The 13,522-nt window shown below is 54.4% G+C and carries 10 protein-coding genes; 6 read left to right on the forward strand and 4 right to left on the reverse strand.

The genetic code is table 11. The features are described from left to right. Nucleotides 1-6: 6 nt before the first annotated feature. The 6 genes from GHO41_RS00835 (at nucleotide 7) to GHO41_RS00860 (ending at nucleotide 8,544) form a co-directional block, all read left to right on the forward strand. A complete protein-coding gene (locus tag GHO41_RS00835) occupies nucleotides 7-681 on the forward strand; it encodes a heavy metal response regulator transcription factor (RefSeq protein WP_153432650.1) in 675 nt (224 codons plus the stop codon). Continuing rightward, entirely contained in the window at nucleotides 656-2,044 is a 1,389-nt protein-coding gene (locus tag GHO41_RS00840) for a heavy metal sensor histidine kinase (RefSeq protein WP_153432652.1), read from the forward strand. The genes GHO41_RS00835 and GHO41_RS00840 overlap by 26 nt, the downstream gene beginning before the upstream one ends. 313 nt (nucleotides 2,045-2,357) lie before the next feature. Next, complete coding sequence (locus GHO41_RS00845; RefSeq protein ID WP_153432653.1) at nucleotides 2,358-5,036, forward strand: hypothetical protein; 2,679 nt, start codon at nucleotides 2,358-2,360, stop codon at nucleotides 5,034-5,036. Between the two features lie 164 nt (nucleotides 5,037-5,200). Beyond that, nucleotides 5,201-5,425: a hypothetical protein gene (locus GHO41_RS00850; RefSeq protein ID WP_048367167.1), complete on the forward strand. Its 225-nt coding sequence runs from the start codon at nucleotides 5,201-5,203 to the stop codon at nucleotides 5,423-5,425. Between the two features lie 191 nt (nucleotides 5,426-5,616). After that, entirely contained in the window at nucleotides 5,617-6,936 is a 1,320-nt protein-coding gene (locus tag GHO41_RS00855; RefSeq protein ID WP_153330969.1) for an OprD family porin, read from the forward strand. 162 nt (nucleotides 6,937-7,098) lie between these two features. Next, the gene (locus tag GHO41_RS00860) at nucleotides 7,099-8,544 is read left to right on the forward strand and encodes a sensor domain-containing diguanylate cyclase (RefSeq protein WP_256678654.1); all 1,446 of its coding nucleotides are present in this window, start codon (nucleotides 7,099-7,101) and stop codon (nucleotides 8,542-8,544) included. A 524-nt stretch (nucleotides 8,545-9,068) separates the two neighbouring features. Here GHO41_RS00860 and lpxC read toward each other — a convergent pair. The 4 genes from lpxC to GHO41_RS00880 form a co-directional block, all read right to left on the reverse strand. Next, complete coding sequence (gene lpxC, locus GHO41_RS00865; protein WP_048367172.1) at nucleotides 9,069-9,980, reverse strand: UDP-3-O-acyl-N-acetylglucosamine deacetylase; 912 nt, start codon at nucleotides 9,978-9,980, stop codon at nucleotides 9,069-9,071. A 112-nt stretch (nucleotides 9,981-10,092) separates the two neighbouring features. Next, nucleotides 10,093-11,307 (reverse strand): cell division protein FtsZ, encoded by a 1,215-nt coding sequence (ftsZ, locus tag GHO41_RS00870; RefSeq protein WP_048367173.1) that lies wholly within the window; start codon nucleotides 11,305-11,307, stop codon nucleotides 10,093-10,095. A 71-nt stretch (nucleotides 11,308-11,378) separates the two neighbouring features. Next, a complete protein-coding gene (ftsA, locus tag GHO41_RS00875) occupies nucleotides 11,379-12,638 on the reverse strand; it encodes a cell division protein FtsA (protein ID WP_048367176.1) in 1,260 nt (419 codons plus the stop codon). Nucleotides 12,639-12,653: 15 nt separating this feature from the next. Then, on the reverse strand, nucleotides 12,654-13,520 hold the full coding sequence (locus GHO41_RS00880) for a cell division protein FtsQ/DivIB (protein WP_048367179.1): 867 nt from the start codon (nucleotides 13,518-13,520) through the stop codon (nucleotides 12,654-12,656). Nucleotides 13,521-13,522: the final 2 nt, after the last annotated feature.

The following is a 13,522-nucleotide window of genomic DNA, read 5'->3' on the forward strand; positions in this document are numbered from 1 at the left end:
CAGGTTATGCGCGTTCTAATTATTGAAGACGAAGAAAAAACCGCTGACTACCTGCATCGCGGGCTGACAGAGCAAGGCTACACGGTGGATGTCGCACGCGATGGCGTCGAGGGTTTGCACCTGGCGCTAGAAAGCGATTACGCGGTGATTGTGCTCGACGTGATGCTCCCCGAACTCGACGGCTTTGGCGTGTTGCGCGCCTTACGTGCGCGCAAACAAACGCCGGTGATCATGCTGACCGCACGCGAGCGGGTTGAAGACCGGGTGCGCGGCCTGCGCGAAGGTGCTGATGATTATCTGGGCAAACCGTTTTCGTTTCTGGAACTGGTCGCCCGGCTGCAAGCCTTGACCCGACGCAGCGGCGGCCATGAACCGTTGCAGGTGACGGTCGATGACTTGTGGATCGACCTGATCAGCCGCAAGGCCAGCCGCGCCGGAAGCCGCTTGGACCTGACGGCCAAAGAATTTGCGCTGCTCAGCGTGCTGGCCCGGCGTCAGGGTGAAATCCTCTCTAAAACGGCGATTGCCGAGATGGTCTGGGACATCAACTTCGACAGCGACGCGAACGTCGTCGAAGTCGCAATCAAGCGCCTGCGGGCCAAGCTGGACGGGCCTTTCGAACACAAATTGCTGCACACCATTCGCGGCATGGGCTATGTGCTGGAGCGTCGCGGTGTTTAACCGCCTGAACTCCATCGCGATGCGCCTGAGCGTATTGTTCACGCTCGTGGCCTTGCTGGTGTTTGTGTTGATCGGCGGAGCGCTTTACCAGCAAGTCGACAAGGGCATCAGCATGCTGCCCGAAGCCGAACTGGACGCACGGTTCAGCGTGTTGGAATCGTCGATCAATCGCTTCGGCAACCCCGATCACTGGGCCAAGATCACCTCCAAATTCACTTTGCTTAGTGAAAAAGACAAACGCATCCGCTTTTGGGCCATTAGCAATGACCCCCACTACGAATATGGCTCGCCTGACGCGCAAATACGCGCGTTCGCCCAAGGCCCGACGGGCGTGCGCGACCTGCAATTGCCCGGCCAGGCGTACCCGTTCAAGGTGTTGATCAGCCAGATACCGGCCAAGGAACAACGCCCGGCGCTGCGGTTTTTGATCGGCATCGACACCGAGACCTTTCGCCAAACCCAGCACCACCTGCTGATGGCACTGATCAGCCTGGCGATCATTGGCGTTTTGCTGGCGTCTGCCTTGGGTTATTGGGTGGCGCGCATCGGGCTGAAACCGCTGATCACCCTGTCAGAAAAAGCCCAAAAACTTGAGCCGCCGCGTTTGTCCGGGCGCTTGCATCTGTCGCCGCTTCCACCTGAGCTGGATCACTTGGTCAATGGCTTCAACTCAACCCTGGACCGGGTTGAACAGGCGTATACCCGCCTTGAGTCGTTCAATGCCGACGTGGCGCATGAACTGCGTTCACCGCTGACCAACCTGATTGGCCAGACCCAGGTGGCGCTGACCCGCGGGCGGTCGGCGGAGCATTACTTTGAAGTGTTGCAATCCAACCTCGAAGAACTGGAGCGTCTGCGCAGCATCATCAATGACATGTTGTTTTTGGCCAGTGCCGACCAAGGCAGCAAAGCCAGCAAACTGACCCGCGCCTCGCTGGCAGATGAAGTGGCAACCACGCTGGACTATCTGGAGTTCATTCTCGAAGACGCCCACGTTGCAGTGCGGGTCAGCGGCGATGCCCAAGTCAACATCGAAAAAGCCCATCTGCGCCGGGCGCTGATCAACTTGCTGAGCAACGCCGTGCAACACACCGCACCTGGGCAGCACATTGATGTACAGATCGAGCAAACCGCGCATCAGGCAAGCATCAGCATCAGCAACCCGGGCGATCCCATTGCCGCCGAGCATTTGCCGCGCCTGTTCGAGCGCTTCTATCGCGTGGATGCTTCACGCCACAACAGCGTTGCCAACCACGGCCTGGGCCTGGCTATCGTCAAAGCCATCGCGCAGATGCATGGCGGCGAAGTGTTTGTGCGCACTGGCGAGGGGCGAAATACCTTTGGGCTGTATTTGCCAACATGATGAAACTTAAAATATGCGTTGTCCGGATGACTGAACGTTTTGGTTCAGTCAAGTAAGGAAGTTTTCCAGCGACTCTTATTTATCAGCAGTAAAACAATGACTTATACATACACTTAACGTTGCCCATGCTTTTAGTGCGGGTGCCGCCGTATGAATTTACATTCAAAGTACACCTACTAACATCACGAAAACCAAACTACAAACACTACCAGATCGGAAAAAGCTTCAATACCTAACAGAAGTACCAGTAGAAAAAACCTATTCCTGCCGATAGGCTTTTAATTCGCCCCACGTATTAAGAGCTATTATCATCATGAAAAAAACATTAAATGAAATACCTGATTATAATTTATCCACCTGGATGACTGATCTCGGCATCAAACTTGATAAATTAAAACTACACCAACTCACCCTCCCCTCAACACATAATGCCGGGATGGATAAAAAAGGGATGGGAGGTCCTGCAGAGGGTTGGCTAACTTGCCAAAATGATACTTTTCCTTTCCAGATCGCGCAGGGCGCACGCGTGTTCGATTTACGCGTCAACGCAAGAGTTTACAATGGAACGTTATATGGCTTCGATTTTTTCCATGGTCCCTTTTCATCTAACCGATCTGTACTGGGGCTCATTAAGGACTGCAATGCTTTTTTCAAAAACGACTACAACTCAAAAAAACACGAACTCATTATTTTACAGTTCCAAGAATTTAAAAATTTTCGACCCAGCGACTATGAGCGTTTGCTTACACAACTGACTCAAGGGTTTTCAGGGACTGGCAGCTCAACAAAAATAGTGCCCAGGGCAGCCTCCGACTTAACGATTGGGGATATTCGCAGCCAGTACGCAGGCCACAACATCATCATCGCATCGGATAAATTCGGATCACACTCCGACGTCTGGAATGACATTACCCACGAATGGATAGGCTATGACATTCCCTCAGAACAAGAACTTGATATTTTCATTGATCAGAAAACTCGGGAGTACAGCAAATCCAATCTTTGGTCACTGCAAGTCGTCAGGTACAAAATACTCTATGGCGCCATGGATATCTCCGACTACATCGACAAAAAATTTGAACCTGATGCCCAAGCATTAATTAACAGCAATATTATTAATGTGGATTTTATTGAAAACTCTTCCATCGTCCCTTACTGCATTAGAGCCAGTCTGTATAAAGCTGGTCAACTGATCGATAAAGACCCCCCGTCTCAGCCCACCGTACATGATGAACTCTGGCATAGAGGGTGGAGCACCTATTTCATAACTTTCAATGCCTCCATTGACAACTTTGGTGTCGACCACTACCTCTATTCACTCAATGATGGTGAGAAAATCAAAGTAAACAGTCAACACACTCCGCGTCAACAGCTGGAGTTCGAGGTTCGTGAAGGACAAGAGTACGAATTAAAACTGTATGCCGTCGACTTGGCCGGTAACTGTTCAACACCGTTGGTCAAAGCCCTTAAAGGGATTGATCCACCAACAGGGAGTGATAAACCTTTACCCCCTGACATTGTTTATTCCAAGCGTGACGGCAAGTATGCGTGCTCAATGCTTATCAAGCATTCCATCTATAACGCCGATCATTATATTTTTGAAATTTATGCAGAGAAGGACATCGTAGACGGCAAGCCCGTAGGTGAGCCTATCCTATGGAATATTGCCTCTCGCTGGGCATTAGGCGTTATGTTTACCAACCTCCCCAACTATGACGCCTGCTGGATAACCGCGCATGCAGTGAACAGTTTCGGCCTGACTAGCGATTACGCCATCAAGCGCATTGACGCCTATCACCCCAGAGTGACGCCTCCCTCCCCGCCGTCCAATCTGACCACCTCATACAATTCGGTCACCCAGCAATTAACGGTTAATTTCGACGGTGGCGGTATGAACCTTACCCACACATTGACCATTAAGACGGATACCGAAAAAACCTACAAATCTTTCTATAGCGGTAACGCTATATCCGTAAGCCTTTCGCTGGACTTTACCCTGACGCTGTTCGCCGTAAACCAAGATGGCAACCCGTCCACTTCAATCACCTATACCGGCAGTACAAAAGAAACCAGCAGCCACGCAGCAACACCTATCAATGGGCAAACAGTGCTTCGCCAGGAACTAACAACTGGCGTTACTACCTGGAAGGGCAGTCACAACATTGTCAAATACAAAATCCACCTTTACGACTCCAAAGATGTTCAAGGGGGTGAAAGTGGTGTGGACGGCAAAATTATCGGACTACCGCTTCGAGAAGAGTTTTACTCAGGCAGCGAACTCACCTACACGTTTAACAACTTAATCCCTCTCAAAAAATATCATGTGTTCGTGTGGGGCATTAATGCCTACGGAACCGTGGGAGAAAGAGCCTACAATTCCAACTATACCTATCTGCATGGTGACCCTGCCTGGGATCAGGAATACCCAACCGTGCCTTCTAACCTGCTGAGCCGCTATCGCTACCGGGAAGGTGTACTCAACGTTTTTTGGAACGCCTCTTTGGACAATCGTGGAATATCACACTACGAAGTCATCATTAACAACCAACTCTACAAGGTACTGGATCCTCCCGTCCTGGGCGCTTTTCAATTAACTGTCTCACTGGCTAAAGATATCAACTATCAAGTGCATGTTTATGCTGTTGATACCAGTGGCAACCGATCCAGAACAGCCGCGTACTACGGAGACACCTCCAACAAGGACACGCTTTCTTATCGCCCGACCAAAGAGTCAATTGGGTTTACCTACGCGCAACTCGGTATTGCAACGTTTACCTGGGAGTTCATACATACCTCAGAGATCATAAATTTAATCATTGGGGAGCCGGGCGCAACCACCAAGCAACATGTACGAGTGAGCGGCACAACCACCAAAGCTTCGGTCCCGAATCTCGTGCCTCGCAAGGAGTACATCATCGAGCTATATGGCACAAACAGCTATGGTGTGGCGGGCGAATCCACCACCAAACAATTCTTTATGCCGACCACTTAACACCATGAGGTCTTGAGGCAGCCGGGTGTTGCCCGGCTGTCAATTCACGCCGGTTTGTTACTTAAATCGCAACAGTCCTTGTACGGAATGACGCTGTTTCAATCCCCGTCGGCACTATAGATTTAGCCCATCACACAACACTTGCTCTGCAAGAAGGTCCTGAAATGTCCACCAGTATGGGTATGGCTAGCGTTTTCGTTTTGTCTTCTATGATGTTGTCGCCTCTGGCCATGGCAGAAGAATCCCCTGCGTTCATCGCCAAGAACGAGGCCCGTGCAGCGGCCTTTGAACAGCGTCAAACCGAACTCGCAGCCAGCCATCAAAATGATGTCAAATCCCAGCAAACACAGGTCAAAGTCAGCCCGGCAGATGAACCAAAAGACAGCTGATTTCACGTGCAAATATTTCCCGACCCAGTCAGTCTGATGACACGTATGTGACTGATTGTTTCAAAAGCCGCTATGATAGCGGCTTTTTTTTGTTTTAAAAAAAGGCGCATAGACCGTGAAGCGCCTACAAATAAGAACTGAATTTTCAAAGAAAATAAAAACTGCCGTCACTTTAAAGGAGCAACCGACTGATGAAACAAGCGCTAAAGCTCAGTCCTCTATTCATCGCACTGACTGCAACGATCCCTCTGATTGCACAGGCAGATGACGACACCTCAAAAGAGGGGTTCATCGACGGCTCGACCCTCGACTTGCATCTACGCAACTACTACATGAACCACGACATCCACAGCCCGGACACCCATGACGGCAAGGAGTGGGGCCAAGGCTTTATTGCCAAGTTTGCTTCAGGTTATACCCCTGGCGTGGTCGGTTTTGGTCTGGATGCGTACGCCATGCTCGGCCTCAAGCTCGATGGCGGTGGTGGTACCAGCGGCAGCAGTATCCTGCCGATTGGTGGCGGCAACGGTAATGCGCCCACCGACTTCTCGTCGGGCGGTGCAGCGCTGAAAATTCGTGCGTTTGATACCGAACTGAAAGCCGGTGACCTGTTCATCACCAACCCGGTGATCGCAGGCGGTGAAACCCGCATGTTGCCGCAGACGTTCCAGGGCATCAGCCTGACCAACCACAGCTTTGCGGGCTGGATGCTGGAAGGCGGTCAAGTCACCTACGACAAGCCCTACAACCAGAGCGGCATGCGCCGCCTGACCACCACCTACGGCAATCTGAATGACCAGACCACCAAGCACCTGACTTGGGCTGGCGTAGCGTTCAGCGGCATCCCGGGAGTTACCAGCAACCTGTATGCCTCGCAGTTGCAAAACGTCTGGAACCAGTACTACTACGACCTGGACTACACCCATTCGCTGAGCAACGGCATCACCCTGAACCCTGGCTTCCACTACTACCACACGCAGGACACAGGCAACGCGCTGCTGGGTGCCATCAACAACAACACCTTCAGCCTGCACTTTGCAGTGGGGATGGACGGGCACAAAGTCACCGCGGTGTACCAACGCGTCAACGGCAACACGCCGTTTGACTACATCAACCAGGGCGACAGTATTTACCTGGATAACTCGCAGCAGTATTCGGACTTCAACGGCCCGAACGAACGCTCGTGGAAACTGCAATACGAGTATGACTTTGCAGGCCTCGGCATCCCTGGCCTGACCACCAGCGCCTCGTACTCACGCGGTGAAGTGGACCTGACCAAGGCAGACCCGAACAGCATCGGTTACAGCAACTGGTACAACCCCAACGGCAAAAACGCCTTCCACTGGGAACGTGACCTGAGCGCCAAATACGTGGTTCAGGAAGGCAAGGCCAAAGACTTGGGCTTTACCCTGCGCTGGGCAACCAACCGTGGCAACGCGGCCTATGAAACAGTCGATCACAATGTCGATGAATACCGCGTGATTGTTGACTATCCTCTGAACATCTTCTAAATCGTGACCTTAAGGCCAGCTTTTTAGCTGGCCTTAAACCTCAAGGGCTGTACCTTAGGAGCAGGCACGATTTATAGCCTTGAGGGTAAAGCCATTAAGTATTCCGCGCGCACTCCTGTCATTACCCGCCGCACACTGATCGGGGCAACGACATTTTCAGCCTTGGTCATTCTCGGCATCGTCAGCTATTTGCTGGTCCGGGAATACCGCAACACCGAAGAAGATGCCAGGCGTTCCGCCCTGAACATCGTGCAACTGATCAATCGTGACATTCGCAACACCTTCTCTATTTATGATTCCGCACTGATCAACCTCATCGACCTGCTGCACACCCAAGCCTTGGCGACGCTGCCTGCCCAGACCCGGCAATCCTTGCTTTTCGACAGAACCAACGAAGCGCCCTCTTCTTTCGGTTTTTTTGTACTGGATGCTCAGGGCAAACTGATTGCCCGCTCAAAACCAGTCGTCAGCGTACCCCCGAACGCCGCCCAACAGCCTTGGTTCAGCGTGCAGCAAAACAGTACCCGCGATGAGCTGTTCATCAGTCACCCCTATCTCGCCAGTTCAGACAGCCCCGAATGGATCATCTATCTCAGTCGCAGACTGGTGGCTGAGGACGGGACTTTCGCCGGTGTGGCTGTCGGAAAACTGAAAATATCGTACTTCCAAAACCTGTTCCGGGGCCTGGACATTGGCCCCAGCGGCAATATCAGCCTGCTCGACACGGATGGCACGCTGATGTTGCAGTACCCGCCGACCAGTAAAATCTCAATCGGCCAAGACCTCAGCCAGGCGCCCAACTTCCGGCGGTTCTTAAATGAGCGCTTTGGCAGTTTTATCGCCATGTCCGGCATTTATCACCACGAGCGCCTGTACACCTTCGCTCAGGTGCACGACCTGCCCATTATCGTGGTGGTGGCGATAGCGGCCTCGAGCATTTTCAGTAATTGGCAGCACACGGCATTAGTGATCGGCAGCGTCACGCTGCTGTTATGCCTGGGCCTGCTGTGGCTGACCTGGTTGCTGATTCGCGAATTGAATTTGCGCCTTCATGCCGAGCGTGATCTCGCCGCCTTGGCGTCAACCGACCCGCTGACCGGGCTGGCCAACCGCCGCACACTGGATCGGGCCCTGGATCTGGAATGGCGCCGGGCGCAACGCACGGGCTGCCCGCTGTCGCTGGTGATGATCGATATCGACCACTTCAAGGCTTTCAATGATCTCTACGGCCATCAGGCAGGTGATGAAGCCATCCGTCAGGTCGCCGCCGTCATCAAGACCCATGTTCGCCGCCCTTCGGACTTGGCAGCCCGTTACGGGGGCGAAGAGTTTGCGGTGGTACTGACCGAAACAGAGGCCGCCAATACGCGCCTGCTGTGCGAGAAAATCCGCCTCGCCGTCGAGCAAATGCCCCCGGTGTTGCCGGAGCATAAAAAGCTGACCATCAGCCTGGGCTCCTGCACCCGTTATGCCAAGCCGGGTGAAACCCAGGACGCGTTGTTGAGCGCCGCTGACAAGGCGCTGTATCAAGCCAAGAAAGCCGGGCGTAACCGGGTCGTGAACATCAATGAGACGGGGTTGAATGCGGTGAAGCCGCCGTTGGTATGACCTTTGTATACGGCAGTTGCGATCTTTAAGATCAAAAGATCGCGAGACAAGCTCGCTCCTACAGATGTGCACCGCCCGTAGCAGTTGACGAGCTTTGCGAGGCTACGTCCGGCTTGTAACCGCTGCCGAGGCACGAAGGCTGCGATGGGTAGCGAAGCTGTCCCACCCAAGATCAAAAGATCGCTCCTACAAATGTGCACCGCCCGTAGCAGTTGACGAGCTTTGCGAGGCTACGTCCGGCGTAGTCGCTGCCGAGGCACGAAGGCTGCGATGGGTGGCGAAGCTGCCCCACCCGAGATCAAAAGATCGCGAGCAAGCTCGCTCCTACAAATGTGCACCTCCCTGCGAGGCTACGTCCGGCGTAGTCGCTGACGAGGCACGAAGGCTGCGATGGGTGGCGAAGCTGCCCCAGCCAAGATCAAAAGATCGCGAGACAAGCTCGCTCCTACAGATTTACGTTAAACATCGGGTAAAAAAAAGACCACCCGAGGGTGGCCTTCAAAAACTAGAGAATGAAGTTTTACTTAAACTGCCGCAACCGGACGCATGTACGAGATCGGTGCAGTGCTGGCGTCTTCAAAGGTCACGACTTCCCATGCATCGGTCTGTTCAATCAGCTTGCGAAGCAGCTGGTTGTTCAGGGCATGGCCAGACTTGAAGCCCTTGAACTCACCAATCAGGCTATTGCCCAACAGGTAGAGATCGCCAATGGCGTCGAGGATTTTGTGCTTCACGAATTCGTCTTCGTAGCGAAGGCCGTCTTCGTTCAGTACACCATCGGAATCGACTACGATCGCGTTTTCCACGCTGCCGCCGAGTGCGAGGTTGTGCTTGCGCAGGTACTCGATGTCACTCATGAAACCAAAGGTACGCGCGCGGCTGACTTCTTTTACAAACGAAGTGCTTGAGAAATCCACGCTTGCACTTTGGGTGCGGTTACGGAAAACCGGGTGATCGAAATCGATCTCGAAGCTCACCTTGAAGCCTTCGAAAGGGACGAAAGTAGCGCGCTTGTCGCCATCTTCCACTGTCACTTCACGCAGGATACGGATGAACTTCTTCGGCGCGTCCTGTTCTTCCAGGCCGGCAGATTGAATCAAAAACACGAAAGGTCCGGCGCTACCGTCCATAATCGGGACTTCAGACGCGGAGAGTTCGACGTAGGCGTTATCGATCCCAAGGCCAGCCATGGCCGAGAGCAAATGCTCTACCGTGTCTACTTTTACATCGCCGTTGACCAACGTGGTCGACATCGTCGTCTCGCCGACGTTTTCCGCGCGAGCAGGAATCTGCACCACAGGGTCAAGGTCTGCACGACAAAACACGATGCCGGTGTCCACAGGCGCAGGCTTGAGGGTCAGGTAGACCTTCTCACCGGAGTGCAGGCCGACACCTGTGGCACGGATAATATTTTTCAGGGTGCGTTGTTTAATCATGGCATTGGCCGCTTCAGCGCAAATTGCGAACTGGTATCAACAAAGGCTGGCGATAATAGCAGACCGAGCCTTTGCTGAACACCAATCACCTGAATCCCCCTGATTGATTTCATTAATCAGCCTGACGACGCAGGAATGCCGGGATGTCCAGGTAGTCCAGATCATCTTGCGGATTCAGCTTGGCAGCGGCTGTTGCGCCGTGCTGAGCCTGATTACGCATCACGGTTGGGCGGTCCAGGTCACGGTAGTTAACCGCTGGCAGCTCCTGACGCTCGACACGCGGTTCTTGACGCGAAGGCGCTGGCTGGGCCGAAGCCGTTGCGTACGATGCCTGAACGGTGTTGTCGATAACCTTGACCGGCTTCTCGATTTTCGCGCCCAGACCGGTAGCAACCACGGTCACGTGCAGTTCGTCGCGCATGTCCGGATCGATAACCGTACCGACCTTGACCATTGCGTGCTCCGAAGCGAACGCTTCAATGATGCTGCCCACGTCGGAGTATTCACCCAGAGACAAGTCAGGACCGGCAGTGATGTTTACCAGGATGCCGCGAGCGCCTTCCAGGTTCACGTCTTCGAGCAGCGGGTTGCGGATGGCCGCTTCGGTCGCTTCACGTGCACGGTTAGGACCGCTGGCGCAGCCAGTGCCCATCATTGCCATGCCCATTTCGCTCATCACGGTGCGCACGTCGGCAAAGTCGACGTTGATCATGCCCGGACGCTTGATGATGTCGGAGATACCGCGAACGGCACCGGCCAGTACGTCATCGGCCTTGGCGAAAGCTGACAGCAGGCTGGCGTCTTTACCGAGGATGGTCAGCAGTTTTTCGTTCGGAATCGTAATCAACGAGTCAACGCTTTCGGACAGCAGACGAATACCTTCGTCAGCGATCTGCATGCGCTTGCGACCTTCAAACGGGAACGGACGTGTCACCACCGCAACGGTGAGGATGCCCATTTCCTTGGCCACTTCGGCAATGATCGGCGCAGCACCGGTACCGGTACCACCGCCCATGCCCGTGGTGATGAACACCATGTTGGTGCCCTGCAACACTTCAGCGATGCGCTCGCGGTCTTCCAGAGCGGCCTGACGACCGACCTCAGGATTGGCGCCAGCACCCAGGCCTTTGGTCACACCGGTGCCCAATTGCAGGATGGTACGCGCGCCAATGTTCTTCAGCGCTTGTGCGTCAGTGTTGGCGCAGATGAATTCCACGCCTTCGATGTTGCTCTTAACCATGTGGTTAACAGCATTGCCACCGCCACCACCAACACCGATAACTTTGATTACCGGGCTCTGCGGGATGTTGTCTACGAGTTCGAACATGGTCCCTCTCCTTACATTCTCTAGTTATTTCGCCTACTTCTACTGCTTTTGAATCTTTTACTGCTCAAGCTTTAAAAGTTGCCCTGAACCCAGCGCTTGAGGCGCTCGAACACAGGGGCTTTTTGTTCTTCACTGCTGTAGCTGTCGCGGTTGCTGATACCCGATATGGAAATACCGTCCGACTGCTTTTGCAGCCCGTACAGCAACAAGCCCACAGCGGTGGAGTAAATCGGATTGCGCACAACGTCGGACAAGCCTTTGAAGCTGTGCGGTACGCCCAGACGAACCGGCATGTGGAAGATTTCCTCAGCCAGCTCAACAGCGCCTTCCATTTTCGAAGTGCCACCGGTCAGCACGATGCCGGCCGGGATCAGGTCTTCGTAGCCGCTGCGACGCAGCTCTGCCTGGATCAACGTGAACAATTCGTCGTAACGCGGCTCAACCACTTCGGCCAGGGCCTGGCGGGACAATTCGCGCGGAGGACGGTCGCCCACGCTCGGTACTTTGATGGTTTCACCCGCGCTGGCCAGTTTGGCCAGTGCGCAGGCGTAACGGATTTTGATTTCTTCGGCGTATTGGGTCGGGGTACGCAACGCCATCGCGATGTCGTTGGTGACCTGATCACCCGCAATCGGGATCACCGCGGTGTGACGAATAGCGCCTTCAGTGAAGATCGCGATATCCGTGGTGCCACCGCCGATGTCGACCAGGCATACGCCCAGTTCTTTCTCGTCATCGGTCAATACCGAGTAAGCCGACGCCAGTTGTTCGAGGATGATGTCATCCACCTCAAGGCCACAGCGACGCACGCATTTCTCAATGTTCTGCGCAGCATTTACCGCGCAAGTCACCACGTGCACTTTGGCTTCCAGACGTACGCCCGACATGCCCAGCGGCTCACGAACGCCCTCCTGGTTGTCGATCACGTAGTCCTGCGCCAGGGTGTGCAACACACGCTGGTCTGCCGGAATGGCCACTGCCTGGGCAGCGTCAAGCACGCGCTCAAGGTCAGCCGTGCTCACTTCACGATCACGGATGGCAACGATGCCGTGGGAGTTCAGGCTGCGGATATGGTTACCCGCAACGCCGACGAACGCCGAGTGGATCCGGCAACCGGCCATCAGCTGCGCTTCTTCAATCGCGCGCTGGATCGACTGCACGGTGGACTCGATGTTGACCACCACGCCCTTCTTCAGGCCCCGGGACGGATGCGTGCCAATACCGACGATTTCGATCGTGCCGTCTTCACCAACCTCGCCTACCAGCGCCACCACCTTGGAGGTACCGATATCGAGACCAACGATCATTTTGCCGCTTTGCACATTTGCCATGGGTCCTGCCTCTTCTTAATTCTTCGCGACAGCGGGTTGGGCTATCGTGGGTGCCACAGGTTCCCGCCAGCCGACGGCCAATCCGTTGGCATAACGCAAATCAATGCGCGCAATGTTTGTAATCTGTTCTTTCAGCGTTTTTTCATAGATGGCTATGAAGCGACGCATTTTTTCTACCAAGTGATCGCGCCCCAACAGCAGCTCGATCCCAGGCCCTGCACTGCCGGCTCCGGTGGTCAGGAACCAGCTACCGCGCTCACGCAATTCCAGCCGGGCAATAGAAAAGCCCATCGGACGCAGCATCTGGCTCAACACCTGATACTGCTGCATCACTTGCTGCTGGGCCCGTTGTGGGCCAAACAGCTGCGGCAAATGTTCGTAGTTGGCCAGCTCACGCGGGGTGAATGCCTGGCCCTGGTTGTTCAGCAATGCTTCATCGCCCCAGCGCGCAACCGGCAGTTGCTCTTCAAGGCGAATTACCACTTGGTCCGGCCACACCCGACGGACTTCGGCGTGAGCAATCCATGGCATTTGTTCCAGCTCAGTGCGCATGCCTTCCAGATCGACCGTAAAGAAACTCGCGGCCACATATGGAGCAATACGCTGTTGCACGGCCTGCTGACTGATGTAGGTCAAGTCACCCTGCACATTGATGTTGGTGATCGGGCGGTCCGCGTACGGCATCAGGCGTTGTGCGCCTTCGTACGTACCGAACCCCAGGGCCACCAGCAATACAGGCCAAAACAGCACTTTCAAAAAGCCAAAATTGGCTTTTGGCACACGCACCGACATCGGCTCTTTAGCCACCATCCGGCTGGCACCCCGTGGCACCGGCTTGCGGCCGGGGACAGGTTGCTGATGACGAAGCGATGCGCCTGGCATGG

Origin of the sequence: Pseudomonas sp. FSL R10-0399, from assembly GCF_009600165.1 — a bacterium.
Lineage (GTDB): Bacteria > Pseudomonadota > Gammaproteobacteria > Pseudomonadales > Pseudomonadaceae > Aquipseudomonas > Aquipseudomonas helleri.